We start from the raw sequence: 16547 nt of genomic DNA, 5'->3' as shown, positions 1-16547 counted from the left end.
AGCCCTAGATCGGCTCCAGCCCGGCCAAATGCCGTTGCGCCAGGTCACGATAGGCCTGCGGGTTGACGTTGATCCACATCTCCGCGCCCGTCCCGGCGACCGGGCCCTTTACCTGCGCCGGCGCGCCGACGGCAAGCATCCCGGCCGGAATCTGGGTGCCCGCCAGCACCAGTGACCCGGCGGCGATCAGGCTGCGCGCGCCGATCACCGCGCCGTCCAAAACGGTGGCGTGGTTGGCGATCAGCGCCTCTTTCCCGACGTGCACGCCGTGGATCACGCACATGTGCGCCACCGTCGCGCCCGGACCGACGTCCACCGGGATGCCGGGCGGCGCGTGCAACACCGAACCGTCCTGGACGTTGGCGCCCTCCCGCACGACGATCGGCCCGTAGTCACCGCGCAGCACGGCGTTGAACCAGACCGACGCCCCCGCCTCGACGGTGACGTCACCGATCAGGGTCGCGGTCGGGGCCACGAACGCTGTCGGATCGATCCGCGGCGACCGGCCCTCGAAAGCAAACAGCGGCATCGTCTAGATATACCTTGCGCCGACGCGCCGGCGGTAACCCGGCCAGACCAGCGGTCATTGCGCCATCGAGCCCAAAAACTGTAACGTGTTCTAGTTAGAGAGCACTGGAGGTGACTGGTGAGTACCGACACCAAGGCGGCCGGCATCCGGGAAATCGATCCCGGCGACTTGCCGACGAGATATGCGCGCGGCTGGCACTGCCTGGGCGTTGCGAAGGACTTTCAGGACGGCAAGCCGCACTCCGTGGACGCTTTCGGCACCAAGCTGGTGGTTTTCGCCGATTCCCACGGCGACCTCAAGGTGCTCGACGGCTACTGCCGGCACATGGGCGGCGACCTGTCCGAGGGCACCATCAAGGGCGACGAGGTCGCCTGCCCGTTCCACGACTGGCGCTGGGGCGGCGACGGGCGCTGCAAGCTGGTGCCGTACGCCAAGCGCACGCCCAAGACCGCGCGCACCCGGTCGTGGGCCACCGACGTGCGCGGCGGCCTGCTGTTCGTCTGGCACGACCACGAGGGCAACCCGCCGGACCCAGCGGTCCGGATCCCCGACATCGCCGAAGCCCACAGCGGCGAGTGGACCGAATGGCGGTGGAACCGCATCCTCATCGAGGGATCCAACTGCCGCGACATCATCGACAACGTCACCGACATGGCGCACTTCTTCTACATCCATTTCGGGTTGCCGACGTACTTCAAGAACGTCTTCGAGGGCCACATCGCCTCGCAGTACCTGCACAACGTGGGCCGGCCCGACGTGGACGACCTGGGCACGTCTTACGGTGAGGCGCACCTGGATTCGGAGGCGTCGTACTTCGGGCCGTCGTTCATGATCAACTGGCTGCACAACAGCTACGGCGGCTACAAGGCCGAGTCGATCCTGATCAACTGCCACTACCCGGTCACGCAGAACTCGTTCGTGCTGCAGTGGGGCGTGATCGTCGAAAAGCCAAAGGGCATGGACGAAAAGATGACCGACAAGCTGTCGCGTGTCTTCACCGAAGGTGTCAGCAAGGGTTTCCTGCAGGACGTCGAAATCTGGAAGCACAAGACCCGGATCGACAACCCGCTGCTGGTCGAGGAGGACGGCGCCGTCTACCAGCTGCGCCGCTGGTATCAGCAGTTCTACGTCGACGTCGCCGACATCACGCCGGAAATGGTGGAGCGCTTCGAGATTGAAATCGACACCACCCGTGCCATCGAACACTGGAACGTCGAGGTCGAGGAGAACCTGAAGGCAAGGGAATCCGAATCCGCCGAGGTTCCGGCCGAACAACACTAGGACCATGCCCGACGATCAGCCGGCAGTACCGGACGTCGATCGGCTCGCCCGGTCGATGCTGATGCTGCACGGCGATCACCCCGATCACGAGGAATCGCCCGCGCGAAACGGCGGGTCCGGATCCTGGTCAAAGTCAAGGGATTTCGCCGACGATCCGCAACGCGCCGCCGCGGTCGCCGAGGCCAGCCGGGCCGATCGTGAGCGCTACCTGACGTCGGGGCTGCTGCCGGTGGATTGCCGGTTCTGCCACGTCACGGTAACGGTGCGCAGGCTGGGCCCGGGTCACACCGCGGTGCAGTGGAACACCCAGGCGGCGCAGCGTTGCGCGTACTTCAACGAGATTCGCGAATCCGGCGGTGACACCGCGCGTGCGCGCGCCTGCCCGAAGCTGAGCGACAGCATCGAGCACGCCGCCGCCGAGGGCTACCTGGACCATCCGGACGACGGCTGACTCCGCCGGGGCCTACAGCCCCGCAAACCGCTCTTTGACGACCTCGGCGGTCAGGCCGTAGTCGGCCAGGGAGTACTTGTGCTTGGGAGCCCGGGCGCCGGTCTGACTCTCGGCGTGGCTGTCCTCCATGGCCTTTCGCGCCTCATCGGTCAGCGGGATAGCGAAGTGCCGGTATACGTTGGCGACCGTCCCGAGCGGGTCGGCGATCAAGTCGTGGTAGTCGACGTCGTAGAACTGGGCCGGATCGTATTTGGCGCGTGCGGTGTTGAACAGCCGCAGACCGCGCGACCAGGTTTCCATGTTGTCAGCACCGATCTGGGCGCCGGAGAAGGTCGTCGACCAGCCCTCGGCGGTGTGCTGCGCCAACGAGCACATCGACGCCAGGATCGTTTCCACCGGCCGGTGAGTCTGTATCACCAGAGCATCGGGATAGGTCGCCATCAGAGCATCGAGCGCAAACAGATGGCTGGGATTCTTTAGTACCCAACGCTTTTCGACGTCATTGAGGCCGATCAGCTGAAGGTTGCGGCGGTGCCGCTGGTATGACGGCGTCCAGTCCTGCTCCGACAGCCAACGCGAATAGGTGGGCAGGTGCGACAGCGTTTCGTATGACACCGAATGCAGCGATTGGCGCAGCAGCTGCCAGCACTCCTCCAGCTCGTAGGCGGCCATGAAGTGCAGGCCGGTGTACTCCGGGTTCTCCGAGTGAGCCTTTTCGAACTGGGCATTCAGCGCGCTGTACCACGGGTTTTCGTCCCAGGTGTCGCGGGGCGGCCGCGGCTGGGGAAACTCGGCCAGCCACAGGTGCAGGCCCTGGTGTACCGGGTCGGCGCCCAACAGGCGGTGCAAGATCGTGGTTCCGGTGCGCGGCAGGCCGGTGACGAAGATCGGCCGCTCGATGGCCACGTCGACGTACTGCGGGTACTGCTTCCATGCCGACTCGGAGAACAACCGGGCCACCAGGGCGCCGCGCAAGAAGAACCGATTCATCTTGCTGCCCAACTCAGTGAGGCCCGCATCACGCTGATAGGAGTCCAACAGCACGCCCAACGCCTCGCGGTAGTTGTCGTCGTCGACGCCGAAGTCATCGAGCCCGCACAGCTTGGTTGCCGACGCTTGCAGGTCCTCGACGGTGCCGACGTTGGTCCGTTGGATCATCAGGTGTGATACTCCCCGCAGTTGACATCCAAGCACTGTCCGGTGATACCGCTGGACAGGTCGCTGGCCATGAACAGAATCGCCGAGGCCACCTCGTCCTCGGTCGGCAGTCGCTTGAGGTCGGAGTTGGCCGCGGTGGCCTCGTAGATCTGCTCGGCCGTGGTGCCGTACTTGCCAGCCTGATGGTTGAAGTAGGCCTGTAGCGTCTCGCCCCAGATATATCCGGGTGCAACGGAATTGACCCGGATACCCTTTTCACCCAGTTCGGTCGCCAACGACTGCGACATCGACAACAGAGCGGACTTGGCCATCTTGTAGGCGCCGTATTTGGCCTGCGAGTGGCGCAGCACCATGGAATTGACGTTGACGATCGATCCCTTTGCCTCTTCCAGCGCCGGGGTGAAGGCCTGGATCAGCCGCAACGCGCCGAGCGCGCTGAGTTCGATCGCATCCCGGATGTGCTGAAAGCTGGTTGCGGCCAACGGCTTCATCGACGGCACCCGGAACGCGTTGTTGATCAGCACGTCGACCTTGCCGTAGGCCTCCAGCGTGGCATCGACCAGGTTGGCCACCTGGTCGTCCTCGGTGATATCGGTGCGCACCGTCACCGCACGCCCGCCGGCGTCGGCGATCTGCTTGGCGACGTCGTCCAGGCGTTCGGGAGTGCGCGCGGCCAGCACCAGATCGGCACCCTCCCGCGTGCATCGGTGCGCCAGCGTGGTACCCAGACCGGGGCCGACACCGCTGATAACCACAACCCTGCCGTCGAGCAACTTCGTCATCCCAGCATCCTTGCCTGAATTTGTTGTTGGCGCAGCGCAATTCGAGCACGCCAGTCGTCCTCGGAGATCTTATTGTGGCCGAAATACGGCAACTTGCTCGCCACCGCGTCGAGGTCGACCAGCTCGACCGTCGGACCATCGGCGTCGGTGAGCTCACGGGACACCCGCTGCCAGCGGAACTGCAGGTATCCGCGCCGGTGGCCGAGGGTCTCGACCCAATTGGTGACACCCGGATTCTGGTCGGCAACGACGATGCGCACCTTGCCGTCCGGATCCGCTTGCGCCTGAGTGTTGTTCAGCGAGGTCTGATGGTTGATGTAGTCCAGCGAGATGTACCAGAGGCTGCCAAGCTGGAAGCCGAGGTAGGGCGCGTCGCTGACCGGAATGGTGATCAGCAGCGCCTGGTCGGGCCGCAGATCCCAGTGCCCGACCGACGAGTACTGCGTGGCCAGTCCGCCCGGCGTCAGCCGGGGCGCCACCATGGTGTTGACCGGGAGATTGTCATAGAACCACTGCGGAAATTGCAGCCAGGTCTTCACCCGCTGAACCAGCTGCTTTCCCGCTGTCGCGTAACGCCTTTCGATCATTTCGCGAGTTAGCGGCGGCGGGGCGGTGCCAGCAGTATCAGTTCGGGCGATCGCCAGGGTGCCGCGCTGCGCCGACCAGTCGCCGTAGACCTCGCGCATCACCAATTGACCCGCGCTGGTGGGACGCACCCGCCACTCGAAGCTGCCGTCTTCGGCGATGTCGAGCTCTCGGTCGTCGAACGCGGCCTGGCTGGCGGGAACGTTGTCATCGGTGTACTCGCCGCCGAGCAGTTGGAAGCTCAGGTCGGTGGTCGTGCCGCGCCTGCCGGTGACCACGTACTCATGGCCCGCATGCACCCGGGTGCCGAAGTAGAGGGTGTCGGGGTTGTCGAGGCCCATCTTGGTGAACGGCCCGGTGCCCGACTGCAGGAACGGATGGTCGCGGTCGTAGTCGAAGGCGAGATGCTCGCACGCGGCAATGCAGCCACCCAGGTACTGCAGTCCTTCGAGCAGGTCGGCTTCGGTCTCGATAAACGGTGCGGCCGCGACGAGTTTTTCGGCTTCGGCGATGGCTTCGTTGAGGGGATCAGAGAACACGCCTAAACCTAGAACGTGTTCTACTTTTTAGTCAATGGCGAACGTTCCCGCGCGTCGTCCACGACGTTTAAAGACGACACCCGCTCACTAGGGCACGCACTGCTGGGACAGATCGATCAGGTGCTGCCGCACGTCGGGATGGCGACTCAGGTAGTCCATGACGTTGCCGCCGCCACCCTCGGCCTGAGATTTGGCCTGCAGTTGCGCCTTCACGTCCGGATGCCGGGTCAGGTACGAGTCGATGGAGTTGCCCACCGTCTGATCGGGTGGACAGTCGGGAGCCGCGTTAGCCGGCAACGCGACCATTACCGGGGCACTCAGCAGACCGGCGGCAACCAGGCCGCACAGTCCGCGCCGAAGATTGCTGAGAGTTTTCACGGTCATCGGATCCCTCCCTTGCCAGAGACGTCCCGATCAACACTACCCGCGGCGTCCATGCGCGGACCGCCCTCAGCGCCTGGTACCGGCGCTCCGCGGCGACGGTTAGTTGGCCCGAGCTTCCTGCTCCGGCGGTTCGTCGAGCGCCAGCGCCACTCGCTCGCGCTCCCCCGCCTCCGCCGTCTCCGCAGCCCTGGGTTTGGCCGCCGAGATCTCCGCGGCCGGCCCGGCGGCGGCCTGTGTCGTCCCGAGCGGGGTGGCGGCCACCGGAATGGCTTCCTCGACTTCCGCGGCCACCGGTTCCTCCACCGGAGGCGCGGCGGGCGGGGTTTCCTCCGCGGCCTTGGCCGGCGGGATCGGCGGCGCAGACGGCCCGGTCGACGAGCTCGACGAACCCGCCGCCGCAGCCGACATCATCATCATCGCCCCCATGCCACCGGCCCCGAGCATGCCGGCGCTGCCGCCGCCACCGCCACCCACGGCACCGGCGTTCGCCGCGCCCACGTCTCCGGTGCCGGCGTAGCCGCCGCCCGCGGCTGCGACGCCGGCGTTGGGATCGGTTGCGCCGACACCACTCGTGTAACCGCTGTCCGCACCCCCGACGGCGGCCGCACCCCCGGCGCCGTCGCCTCCGCCGCCGGACGCGGCGCCACCGGCGGCCACGCCACCCGCGCCCCCGCCGCCCCCGCCGCTCGAGGCGGCCGCGGCCGCACCGCCCGCGCCGGCGGTTGCGGTGCCGCCGGCCGGGCCAGAGGCGCCGGCGCCGATGCCGCCCAGCCCGGGCAGGCTCGGAATCGCCGGCAGACTCGCCTGCCCCGACAGCAGTTGCCCGGCCGCCGCCGCCGCCCCGCCGTGGTAGCCCACCATCGCCGTCACGTCCTGGGCCCACATCTCCAGGTAGTTGAACTCGGTCTCGGCGATCGCGGGCCAGTTCTGCCCGAACAGGTTGCTCATCACCAGGTTGACCAAGCCGTTGCGGTTGGCCTCCACCTCCAAGGGATGCACCGTCGCCGCGAGCGCGGACTCGAATGCGCTGACGACCGCCTGCGCTTGGGCCGCCGCCCCGGCGGCCTGGGATGCCGCCGCGTTCAGCCACCCGGCGTACGGAGCGGCCGCAGCCGCCATCGCCTGCGCCGCCGCACCCTGCCAGGCCTGGCCGGCCAGCGTCGACGTCACCGACGCAAACGACTGCGCGGCAGACGACAACTCAGAGGCCAGGCCGTTCCACGCCGCCGCGGCCGCCAGCATCGGACCCGAACCGGCGCCCATGTACATCCGCAGCGAATTGATCTCCGGCGGCAACCCAAAGAAGCTCACAACATCCCCTAGCGATACGTGCAGTCGATCTAACGCTAAGCCAAGGCCGACGGCGGATCAGCACCTTCCGCCGGTTTCAAAGCATTCTATGAGAAGCGGGGGGCGTGATACGCGACAACAGCGATTTCAAGGTCGTCGGCAGCGCCCACGTCACCTGTGACGTCAGTGGCCGAAGCCCGACTGGTTGTTGGACCGATTGAACCCACCCGAGCTGATGGCACCCGAGTTGAAGATGCCGCTGACCACCGAGCCGGAGTTCCCCAGGCCAGCGTCTTGGTGGCCCGAGTTCGCGATGCCCGCCGTCTGCAGCGCGCCCGCCAGGTTCTCGTAACCCGAGCTGCTGTTGGCCGCGTTGAACAGGCCGGAGCTGGTGCCGCCCGAGTTGAAGAACCCGGAGGTGAAGGAGCCGGTGTTGCCGAAGCCCGAGGTGTTGCCGGGGCCGACAGCGATGGCTCCGACGCCGGTGTTCACCGACCCCGAGTTGAAGGCACCGGTGTTGAGGTTCCCGGAGTTGGCGCTGCCGGTGTTCACCTGACCGGAGTTGAAGTCGCCGGTGTTCACGGTTCCCGAATTGAAGTTGCCGGTGTTCAGCAGGCCCGAATTGAAGAAGCCGGCGTTGAGCTGACCCGAGTTGCCGTAGCCGAAGTTCCCCGCGCCGCCGTTGCCGATGCCGCTGTCCAGGGCGCCGCCGTTGAACAGGCCCGTGTCCAGACCACCCGAATTGAAGAGACCCGTGTTGTGACCCGCCATGACGCCGCCGACCATGGTGCCCGAGTTTCCGACGCCGACATTGCCGACGCTCGAGTTGAAAATTCCGACATTGCCGTCGCCGGAGTTGAAGAACCCGATGTTGTTGTTGCCGGAATTGAACAACCCGATGTTGCCGCTGCCGGAATTGAGCAGGCCGGCGAGGTTGATGCCCACTTGACCGTTTCCGGTCATTCCGATACCGATGTTGTTGTTTCCGCTGTTGCCGAAACCGATGTTGCCGATTCCGCTGTTCCCGAAACCTTGGTTACCAGACCCGGTGTTGCCGGCTCCCGCATTGTTGCTGCCACTATTTCCTATGCCGACGTTGGCGTTGCCCGCATTGCCGAGGCCGATGTTGCCGTTGCCGTTGTTCCCGCTGCCGAAGTTGTTATTTCCGATGTTTCCGTCGCCATAGTTTCCGCTGCTCGGAGTCGTGTTCACCCCATTGCCATTGCCGAAGTTGCCATTGCCGTTGTTCCCGCTGCCCATGTTGAAATTGCCGGTGTTGCCGCTGCCCAGGTTGGAGCTGCCTTTGTTGCCGCCGCCGAAGTTTCCGCTGCCTATGTTGCCGTTGCCAAGGTTCTGTCCGCCGTTGTTGCCGCTGCCCAAGTTCCCGGTGCCGCCCTGGTTGCCGATGCCGATGTTGGGCAGGCCGGCCAGCAGGTCCTGCAGGGTCTGCGCCGGGGTCAGCCCGGCGGCCGCGGCCGACGCCCCCGAGTAGTAGCCCGACATCGCCGAGACGTCGCGCGCCCACATCTCCTCGTACTCGGACTCCAACTGTGCGATCGCCGGGGCGTTCAGCCCGAACCAATTCGACATCACCGTCTGGACAAACGAATTGCGGTTCAGCTCCACCATGATCGGCTGCACGGTCGCGGCCTGCGCCGCTTCGAAAGCGCTCACCACCGCCCGCGCCTGCCCGGCCGCGCCGGAGGCCTGCGTCGCGGCGGCGCTCAGCCACCCGCTGTAGGGGGCGGCCGCCGCGGCCATCGCCTGCGACGCCGGCCCTTGCCACGACTGGCCGGCCAACCCCGAGGTCACCGAGGAGAATGACGACGCCGCCGCACCCAACTCCGACGCCAGCCCGTCCCACGCCGCCGCCGCCTCTAGCAACGGCGCGGATCCCGCACCGGAAAACATGAGCAAAGAATTGATCTCCGGTGGCAACGCCATAAAACTCATGTGGTGTAGTCCTTTTCAGCCCGAATGCCTACGACGACACCGAACGGTAAAGCAACCAGGGGCGCGCCGTCTCGGGTTTCGGCAAATTGGGCGGCTACCGTGGCCACCCGGCATCAGGACCTCGTCAGTGCGTGACGACCGCACCGTCCTCTTGCTCGCGCTTGATTTCCAGCGCGATGTCGATGAGTTGGTCTTCCTGGCCGCCGATGAGCTTGCGCTGGCCGGCCCGGTGCAGCAGCGCGTGCGCGGGCACGCCGTAGCGTTCGGCCTGTCGGACGGCGTGTTTCAGGAAGCTGGAGTAGACGCCCGAGTAGCCCATGATCAGGGCGTTGCGGTCCAACACGCATTCGGCCGGCATCGCGGGGCGCACGACGTCCTCGGCGGCATCGGCGATGTCGAAGAAGTCGATGCCGGTCTTCACGCCGATCTTGTCGAAGACCCCGATCAGCGCCTCGACGGGCGCGTTGCCCGCGCCGGCCCCGAACCGCCGGCACGAGCCGTCGATCTGCTTGGCCCCGGCGCGGACGGCCTCCACCGAGTTGGCCACGCCCAGGCCGAGGTTTTCGTGGCCGTGGAAACCGACCTGGGCGTCGTCGCCCAGCTCGGCAACCAGCGCCGCCACCCGGTCGCGCACGCCTTCGAGCACCAGCGCCCCGGCCGAGTCGACCACGTAGACGCACTGACATCCGGCGTCGGCCATGATGCGCGCCTGCGCCGCCAGCTTCTCCGGCGCGATGGTGTGGGACATCATCAGGAAGCCGACGGTTTCCAGGCCCAGCTCGCGGGCCAGCCCGAAGTGCTGGATCGATACGTCGGCCTCGGTGCAGTGCGTGGCGATCCGGCAGATCGAGCCGCCGTTGTCCTGCGCTTCCTTGATGTCCTCCTTGGTGCCCACCCCGGGCAGCATCAGGAACGCGATCTTGGCCTCTTTCGCGGTCTCGGCCGCGAGCTTGATCAGCTCCTGCTCGGGCGTCTTGGAGAACCCGTAGTTGAAGCTCGAGCCGCCCAGCCCGTCGCCGTGGGTCACCTCGATGACGGGCACCCCCGCGGCGTCCAGGGCGGCCACGATGGCGCCCACCTCGTCCTTGGTGAACTGGTGGCGCTTGTGGTGCGACCCGTCGCGCAGCGACGTGTCGGTCATCCGCACGTCCCAGATGGGGTTGAAGAAGATGTCACTCATGCTTGCGCTCCTCCCGTCGTCGTCGACAGGGATTCCTTCGCGATCTCCTCGCCGACCTTGGTGGCCGCCGCGGTCATGATGTCGAGGTTGCCCGCATACGGCGGCAGGTAGTCCCCGGCACCCTCGACCTCGACGAAGGTGGTGACCAGGGCCTGGCCGCCGGAGTTGAGCGACGGGTCGTCGAACTGCGGCTCGTTGAGCAACCGGTAGCCGGGCACGTAGGTCTGCACCTCGGCGACGACGTCGTGGATGGACTTGGCGATCGCCTCGCGGTCGGCGTCCTCGGGGATGGCGCAGAAGATGGTGTCGCGCATGATCATCGGCGGGTCGGCGGGGTTCAGGATGATGATCGCCTTGCCGCGCGTGGCGCCGCCGATGGTCTGCACACCGCGCGACGTGGTCTTGGTGAACTCGTCGATGTTGGCGCGGGTCCCCGGACCCGCCGACACCGAGGCCACCGACGCGACGATCTCGGCGTACGGCACCTCGACGACCCGGGAGACGGCGTAGACGATCGGGATGGTCGCCTGCCCGCCGCAGGTGATCATGTTGACGTTGGGCGCCTCCAGATGCTCCCGCAGGTTCGCCGGCGGGATCACCGCCGGGCCCACCGCGGCCGGCGTCAGGTCGATCGCCCGGATGCCCGCGGCCGCGTATTTCGGCGCCGCGTCCCGGTGCACGTAGGCGCTGGTCGCCTCGAACACCAGATCAGGTTTCTCCGGCTGCGCCAGCAACCAGTCGACCCCCTCGTGGGTGGTCTCCAGGCCCAGCTTGCGGGCCCGCGCCAGGCCCTCGCTTTCCGGATCGATGCCCACCATCCAGCGCGGTTCCAGCCAGTCCGATCGGAGAAGCTTGTAGAGCAGGTCAGTGCTGATGTTTCCCGACCCGACAATGGCCACACTCGCCTTGGACGGCATGATGCTCCTAATTCGCAGCTTTAAAGCGACTGATTCAAAACTAATCCGTGCCTATTCAAACGACAAACGCACCGAACCGAGGCCCGTGAAGTCCGCGACGAACTCGTCACCGGCGCGGGCATCTATCGCCCGCGTGCACGATCCGGGTAACACGATGTCACCTTTTCGCAGCCGCACCCCGAAGCTTTCCACCTTGCGGGACAACCACGCGACCGCCGTGACGGGGTTGCCCAGAACCGCGTCGCTGCGGCCCTCGGCGATCACCTCGCCGTTGCGGGTCAGGACCGCGTCGATCGCCTTGACGTCGATGTCGGCCGGCGACACCCTCGCCTGGCCGAGCACGAAGCCCGCCGACGAGGCGTTGTCGGCGATGGTGTCGCACAGCGCGATCTTCCAGTCGGTGATGCGCGTGTCGATCAGCTCGATCGACGGCACCAGCGCCTCGGTGGCCGCCAGCACGTCGTCTTCGGTGCAGCCGGCGCCGGGCAGGTCGTCGGACAGGATGAAACCGACCTCCACCTCGACCCGGGGGAACAGGTAGCGGCCGGCCTTGACCGGGACGTCCTCGAACACCTGCATCTCGTCGAGCAGGTGGCCGTAGTCCGGCTCGTCGACCCCCATCATCTGCTGCATCGCCAGCGACGACAGGCCCACCTTGTGGCCCAGCACCCGGGCGCCCTCGGCGACGCGCTGACGGATGTTGATCAGCTGAATCTCGTACGCGTCGACGACGTCGATGTCCGGGTAAGCGGCGGTCAACGGTCTGATGGGCTCACGGCTGCGCTCGGCTTGCGCCAGGTCGGCGGCCAGCTCCTCGCGGATCGCAACATCGAGCATTTCCCGGAAGTCCCCTTAGTTCGTTTGACCGGGCCAGTAGCGCCCAACCCGGGCAATTCTATAACGTGTTCTACATGACAGGGCAGGAGTACGACGTCGTCGTGGTCGGGAGCGGCGGAGCCGGCATGGTTGCCGCCCTTGCCGCCGCGCACCGTGGCCTTTCGACAGTAGTCATCGAGAAGGCCGCGCATTTCGGCGGCTCCACCGCGCGGTCCGGGGGCGGGGTCTGGATTCCGAACAACGAGGTGCTCAAGCGCGACGGTGTGCGGGACACGCCGGAGGCGGCCCGCACCTACCTGCACGGAATCATCGGCGACATCGTGGAGCCGGAGCGCATCGACACCTACCTCGAGCGCGGACCCGAGATGCTCTCCTTCGTGCTGAAGCACACGCCCCTGAAGATGTGCTGGGTGCCGCGCTATTCCGACTACTATCCCGAGGCGCCGGGCGGCCGCGCGGACGGGCGGTCGATCGAGCCCAAGCCGTTCAACGCCCGCAAGCTCGGCGCCGACGAGGCGGGGCTGGAGCCCGCGTACGGCAAGGTGCCGCTGAACGTCGTTGTGATGCAACAGGACTACGTGCGCCTGAACCAGCTCAAGCGGCATCCGCGGGGCGTGGCGCGCAGCCTGAAGGTGGGCGCGCGCACGATGTGGGCCAAGGCGACCGGCAAGAACCTGGTCGGCATGGGCCGCGCGCTGATCGGGCCGCTGCGCATCGGCTTGCAGCGCGCCGGCGTTCCCGTGCAACTCAGCACCGCGCTCACCGACCTCTACGTCGAGGACGGCGTGGTGCGGGGCGTGTTCGTTCGCGACTCGGCCGCATCGGAATCGACCGAGCCGCAGCTGATCCGGGCGCGGCGCGGCGTGATCCTGGCGAGCGGTGGGTTCGAGCACAACGAGCAGATGCGGGTGAAGTATCAGCGAGCCCCGATCACCACGGAGTGGACCGTCGGGGCCAAGGCCAACACCGGCGACGGCATCGTCGCGGGCGAAAAGCTCGGCGCCGCACTGGATCTGATGGAGGACGCCTGGTGGGGCCCGACGGTGCCGCTGGTGGGCGCGCCGTGGTTCGCGCTGTCCGAGCGCAACTCGCCGGGGTCGATCATCGTCAACATGTCGGGCAAGCGCTTCATGAACGAGTCGATGCCCTACGTCGAGGCCTGCCACCACATGTACGGCGGGGAATTCGGCCAGGGCCCCGGACCCGGCGAGAACATCCCGGCGTGGCTGGTGTTCGACCAGCAGTACCGCGACCGCTACATCTTCGCGGGACTGCAACCGGGGCAACGCATCCCACGCAAGTGGCTGGAATCCGGCGTGATCATCCAGGCCGACACGCTCGAGCAGCTGGCCGAGAAGGCCGGTCTCCCGGCGGCCGACCTGGTGGCGACCGTCGAGCGTTTCAACGGCTTCGCGCGCTCCGGCGTCGACGAGGACTACCACCGCGGCGAGAGCGCCTACGATCGCTACTACGGCGACCCCACCAACAAGCCGAACGCCAACCTCGGCGAGATCAGCCACGCGCCCTTCTACGCCGCCAAGATGGTGCCCGGCGACCTGGGCACCAAGGGCGGAATCCGCACCGACGTACACGGGCGGGCGCTGCGCGACGACGGCAGCATCATCGAAGGCCTCTATGCGGCGGGCAACGTCAGCGCCCCGGTGATGGGCCACACCTACCCGGGGCCGGGCGGCACCATCGGGCCGGCGATGACTTTCGGTTATCTGGCGGCGCTACACATCGCGGGGGCTAACTGAGATGCCGATCGATGTCGACGTCGCGCTGAACGCAGAGCTGGACCCCATCGAATTCTCTTGGGAGAGCAGCGATATCCAGCTCTATCACCTGGGGTTGGGCGCCGGCTCGGACCCGATGGATCCCCGCGAGCTGCGCTATCTGGTGGACGACACCCCACAGGTATTGCCGACGTTCGGCAACGTCGCCGCCACCTTTCACATGACCACGCCGCCGACGGTGCGATTCCCCGGCATCGACATCGAGCTGGCCAAGGTGTTGCACGCCAGCGAGCGGGTCGAGGTGCCCGGGCCGCTGCCGCCGTCGGGATCCGCGAAGGCCGTCACCCGGTTCACCGACATCTGGGACAAGGGCAAGGCCGCGGTGATCTGGAGCGAGACGACGGTCAGCGCGCCGGACGGGACACTGCTGTGGACGCAGCGGCGGTCGATCTTCGCCCGCGGCGAGGGCGGCTTCGGCGGTGAGCGCGGCCCGTCCTCGTCGGACATCGCGCCGGACCGGGCCCCCGACCTGGAGGTCGACGTGCCGATCCTGCCGCAGCAGGCGCTGCTGTACCGGCTCTGCGGCGACCGCAACCCGCTGCACTCCGACCCCGAATTCGCCGCCGCCGCAGGGTTTCCCAGGCCGATCCTGCACGGCCTGTGCACCTACGGCATGACCTGCAAGGCGATCACCGACGCGGTGCTCGACGGCGACGCCGGCGCGGTGGGCGCATACGGCGCGCGGTTCGCCGGCGTGGCCTTCCCCGGTGAGACCCTCAAGGTCGGCATCTGGAAGGAGAACGGCCGCTTCGTGGGCAGCGTTGTCGCGCCGTCGCGCGACAACGCCGTCGTGCTCAGCGGCGTCGAGCTGGTCCCCGCGTAAGCCGGTCGTTGCCGAGTGTGCGGCCAGCCGCACGTTCGGTCTCGACTGTGCGGCTGGCCGCACGGTCGGCGAACCAACGCCCCGCATCGCGCCTCTGCGCCGTGCGGACTACCGCTAAACGGCACAATATGCTTTCGTCCTTTCATGGTCGCTGAAGGGCAGTCGCCCGAACCGCGTGCGGCCGACGAGCGAACCGCACTGCGGAGCATTCCGATATTCGCCGAGATCGGCGACGAACAACTCGACCTGCTCACGAAGGCCGTAGGTCGCCAGCACGTCCCCGCCAACGAATGGCTCTTTCACATGGGCGACCCGTCGGACGCCATCTATGTGATCGCCTCGGGACGATTCGCGGCCATCAGCGTCGACGGACAGGTGATTCGTGAGATGGCGTCCGGTGACTCGATCGGAGACCTGGGCGTGATCACTGGCGCCGCTCGCTCGGCCGGAGTACGCGCCCTTCGGGACGGCGTCGTCTGGAGGATCGACGCTGACACGTTCAGCGAGGTGCTCGCCAAGGCGCCGCAACTGCAGTCGGCGATGTTCCGGGCGATGGCGGTAATGCTTCGCGAGTCACGAGCCGCCACCGTCTCCCGCGGTCGCCGGGTAGTCGGCGTGGTGTCGACCGGAAATGCGGTCGCGATGCCGATCGTCGAGGCGATCGCGACTCGGCTGAGATCGCACGGTCGCGCCGCCGCCGTCGCGCCGCCCGTCGAAACAACGGCTGCGGCCAATCATTACGGCGAGCTCGTCGAAGCGTTCAGCGAGACCCTCGACCGCGTCGAGCGAAGCAACGATTGGGTCTTGTTGGTGGCCGATCGGGGCTCGGGCGACAGCTGGCGACGCTATGTCACCGCGCAAAGCGACCGCGTCGTGGTCCTTGCCGATCAAACCGATCCGCCGGAAGCGCTCGAACCACCCGTGACGCAAGGGCCGGTCCACCTGGTCACTTGCGGCGTCGTGCCGGACCCGAGCTGGTGGGATCTGCTGCAGCCGGTCTCGCATCACCCCGCCGACGACGACGGAATCGGCGCGCTGGCCCGCAGAATCGCCGGCCGGTCCCTGGGCCTCGTCCTGGGCGGCGGGGGCGCGCGGGGCCTCGCGCATTACGGGGTCTACGAAGAGCTCACGCGGGCGGGCGTCGTCATCGACCGGTTCGGCGGAACCAGTTCCGGCGCCCTCGCTGCCGCCACCTTCGCGCTGGGGCTGGACGCGCGGGATTGCACCGCGGCGGCGCGGAAGTACGTTGCGGAGACCAAGCCGGTCAGCGACTACACGATCCCCGCGATAGCCCTCACGCGAGGTCGCCGTGTCGACCGCCTGATAGAGGGATTCTTCGGCAGCACCACCCTGATCGAGCATCTGCCGAGGGAGTTCTTCTCCATTTCGACCGACATCATCACGGGCGATCAGATCATCCATCGGCGTGGGCTGCTGTGGGTCGCCGTGCGCGCATCGATCTCGATACCCGGCCTCCTGCCGCCTGTGCAACATCGCGAGCGGCTCCTCGTCGACGGCGGACTGATGAACATCCTCCCGGCCGACGTGATGTGCGCCGACCCGGACGGCGAAGTGATATGCGTCGATCTGCGCACAACGTGGGTGCCATCGAAGGGCTTTGGCCCGCTGCCGGCAAAGCTCCAGCCTCCTGCTTTCATCCGGCGCCTCGTGACCGGCACTGACGCGGCCCTGCCACCGCTGCAAGACACGCTGCTTCGCAGCGTCGAACTCGCGGCCCCCAAGTGGAACCTGCGCGAGCTCCCTCGGGTCACGGCGATCATCGAGCCGGACGTCTCAGCGATCGGTCCGTTGGACTTCAGAAACATCGATGCCGCGCTGAATGCCGGGCGGATCGCGGCCCGGGCGGCTCTCGAAGCGCAGCCCACCCTGGTTCGCTGAGCGTCGGATACGATTACCCCTGCAGCAAACAGCTCAGCATCTTCAGATGGCAGACGCTTCGTGTGTGCACAGGGTCGTCAGGCGGAGCGGGGCAGGCAACGGGGAGCCTCGCTCGCGCACGCGGCCGTTCGAGTGCGGCTAGG

14 protein-coding genes and 1 pseudogene are annotated in these 16547 nt (G+C 67.0%); 5 read left to right on the top strand and 10 right to left on the bottom strand.

All coding sequences use genetic code 11. The features are described from left to right. Nucleotides 1-4: 4 nt before the first annotated feature. Nucleotides 5-529 (bottom strand): gamma carbonic anhydrase family protein, encoded by a 525-nt coding sequence (locus AC5Y7V_RS19340; RefSeq protein ID WP_499881642.1) that lies wholly within the window; start codon nt 527-529, stop codon nt 5-7. 117 nt (nt 530-646) lie between these two features. On the opposite strand from AC5Y7V_RS19340, the gene AC5Y7V_RS19335 reads away from it, so the two are divergent. Both AC5Y7V_RS19335 and AC5Y7V_RS19330 read left to right on the top strand, forming a co-directional pair. Continuing rightward, nucleotides 647-1810 carry a 3-ketosteroid-9-alpha-monooxygenase, oxygenase component gene (locus tag AC5Y7V_RS19335; protein ID WP_499881641.1) on the top strand — a complete coding sequence of 388 codons (1164 nt, stop codon included), beginning with the start codon at nt 647-649 and terminating at the stop codon, nt 1808-1810. 4 nt (nt 1811-1814) lie between these two features. Continuing rightward, on the top strand, nt 1815-2261 hold the full coding sequence (locus tag AC5Y7V_RS19330) for a hypothetical protein (RefSeq protein ID WP_499881640.1): 447 nt from the start codon (nt 1815-1817) through the stop codon (nt 2259-2261). 12 nt (nt 2262-2273) lie between these two features. On the opposite strand, the gene AC5Y7V_RS19325 is transcribed toward AC5Y7V_RS19330, so the two are convergent. From AC5Y7V_RS19325 to AC5Y7V_RS19285, 9 genes and pseudogenes are all read right to left on the bottom strand, one after another. After that, nucleotides 2274-3419 (bottom strand): sulfotransferase family protein, encoded by a 1146-nt coding sequence (locus AC5Y7V_RS19325; protein WP_499881639.1) that lies wholly within the window; start codon nt 3417-3419, stop codon nt 2274-2276. Next, entirely contained in the window at nt 3419-4201 is a 783-nt protein-coding gene (locus AC5Y7V_RS19320; RefSeq protein WP_499881638.1) for an SDR family oxidoreductase, read from the bottom strand. The genes AC5Y7V_RS19325 and AC5Y7V_RS19320 overlap by 1 nt, the downstream gene beginning before the upstream one ends. Next, nucleotides 4198-5325, bottom strand: coding sequence for a hypothetical protein (locus AC5Y7V_RS19315; RefSeq protein WP_499881637.1), 1128 nt, complete (start codon nt 5323-5325; stop codon nt 4198-4200). The genes AC5Y7V_RS19320 and AC5Y7V_RS19315 overlap by 4 nt, the downstream gene beginning before the upstream one ends. Before the next feature lie 87 nt (nt 5326-5412). Next, complete coding sequence (locus AC5Y7V_RS19310) at nt 5413-5709, bottom strand: hypothetical protein (protein WP_499881636.1); 297 nt, start codon at nt 5707-5709, stop codon at nt 5413-5415. A 746-nt stretch (nt 5710-6455) separates the two neighbouring features. Further along, nucleotides 6456-6978: pseudogene (locus AC5Y7V_RS19305) on the bottom strand (PPE family protein); the annotation flags it as partial. 204 nt (nt 6979-7182) lie between these two features. Further along, nucleotides 7183-8952: a PPE family protein gene (locus AC5Y7V_RS19300; protein WP_499881635.1), complete on the bottom strand. Its 1770-nt coding sequence runs from the start codon at nt 8950-8952 to the stop codon at nt 7183-7185. Nucleotides 8953-9076: 124 nt separating this feature from the next. Next, the gene (gene dmpG, locus AC5Y7V_RS19295) at nt 9077-10132 is read right to left on the bottom strand and encodes a 4-hydroxy-2-oxovalerate aldolase (RefSeq protein WP_499881634.1); all 1056 of its coding nucleotides are present in this window, start codon (nt 10130-10132) and stop codon (nt 9077-9079) included. Then, nucleotides 10129-11049 carry an acetaldehyde dehydrogenase (acetylating) gene (locus AC5Y7V_RS19290; RefSeq protein ID WP_499881633.1) on the bottom strand — a complete coding sequence of 307 codons (921 nt, stop codon included), beginning with the start codon at nt 11047-11049 and terminating at the stop codon, nt 10129-10131. The genes dmpG and AC5Y7V_RS19290 overlap by 4 nt, the downstream gene beginning before the upstream one ends. Before the next feature lie 51 nt (nt 11050-11100). Further along, nucleotides 11101-11886, bottom strand: a complete 786-nt coding sequence (locus tag AC5Y7V_RS19285; protein WP_499881632.1) for a 2-keto-4-pentenoate hydratase — start codon at nt 11884-11886, stop codon at nt 11101-11103. A gap of 74 nt (nt 11887-11960) precedes the next feature. Between AC5Y7V_RS19285 and kstD the strand changes: the two genes are divergently transcribed. The 3 genes from kstD to AC5Y7V_RS19270 all read left to right on the top strand — a co-directional run bounded on the left by kstD (nt 11961) and on the right by AC5Y7V_RS19270 (nt 16404). After that, nucleotides 11961-13643: a 3-oxosteroid 1-dehydrogenase gene (gene kstD, locus AC5Y7V_RS19280; RefSeq protein WP_499881630.1), complete on the top strand. Its 1683-nt coding sequence runs from the start codon at nt 11961-11963 to the stop codon at nt 13641-13643. A gap of 1 nt (nt 13644) precedes the next feature. Continuing rightward, nucleotides 13645-14505 (top strand): enoyl-CoA hydratase ChsH3, encoded by an 861-nt coding sequence (chsH3, locus tag AC5Y7V_RS19275; protein ID WP_499881629.1) that lies wholly within the window; start codon nt 13645-13647, stop codon nt 14503-14505. 144 nt (nt 14506-14649) lie between these two features. Beyond that, nucleotides 14650-16404 (top strand): patatin-like phospholipase family protein, encoded by a 1755-nt coding sequence (locus AC5Y7V_RS19270; RefSeq protein WP_499881628.1) that lies wholly within the window; start codon nt 14650-14652, stop codon nt 16402-16404. Nucleotides 16405-16547 lie beyond the last annotated feature (143 nt).

The sequence above is a fragment of the Mycobacterium sp. NGS34 genome (assembly GCF_059812845.1).
The sequence above is the reverse complement of the archived record's forward strand: the minus strand, read 5'-3'. Positions and strand labels throughout refer to the sequence as shown.

Coding starts and splice junctions, on each gene's coding strand:
- AC5Y7V_RS19340 (WP_499881642.1), bottom strand. CDS start 529: ATGCCGCTGTTTGCTTTCGAGGGCCGGTCGCCGCGGATCGATCCGACA.
- AC5Y7V_RS19330 (WP_499881640.1), top strand. CDS start 1,815: ATGCCCGACGATCAGCCGGCAGTACCGGACGTCGATCGGCTCGCCCGG.
- AC5Y7V_RS19325 (WP_499881639.1), bottom strand. CDS start 3,419: ATGATCCAACGGACCAACGTCGGCACCGTCGAGGACCTGCAAGCGTCG.
- AC5Y7V_RS19320 (WP_499881638.1), bottom strand. CDS start 4,201: ATGACGAAGTTGCTCGACGGCAGGGTTGTGGTTATCAGCGGTGTCGGC.
- AC5Y7V_RS19310 (WP_499881636.1), bottom strand. CDS start 5,709: ATGACCGTGAAAACTCTCAGCAATCTTCGGCGCGGACTGTGCGGCCTG.
- AC5Y7V_RS19300 (WP_499881635.1), bottom strand. CDS start 8,952: ATGAGTTTTATGGCGTTGCCACCGGAGATCAATTCTTTGCTCATGTTT.
- dmpG (WP_499881634.1), bottom strand. CDS start 10,132: ATGAGTGACATCTTCTTCAACCCCATCTGGGACGTGCGGATGACCGAC.
- AC5Y7V_RS19290 (WP_499881633.1), bottom strand. CDS start 11,049: ATGCCGTCCAAGGCGAGTGTGGCCATTGTCGGGTCGGGAAACATCAGC.
- AC5Y7V_RS19285 (WP_499881632.1), bottom strand. CDS start 11,886: ATGCTCGATGTTGCGATCCGCGAGGAGCTGGCCGCCGACCTGGCGCAA.
- kstD (WP_499881630.1), top strand. CDS start 11,961: ATGACAGGGCAGGAGTACGACGTCGTCGTGGTCGGGAGCGGCGGAGCC.
- chsH3 (WP_499881629.1), top strand. CDS start 13,645: ATGCCGATCGATGTCGACGTCGCGCTGAACGCAGAGCTGGACCCCATC.
- AC5Y7V_RS19270 (WP_499881628.1), top strand. CDS start 14,650: ATGGTCGCTGAAGGGCAGTCGCCCGAACCGCGTGCGGCCGACGAGCGA.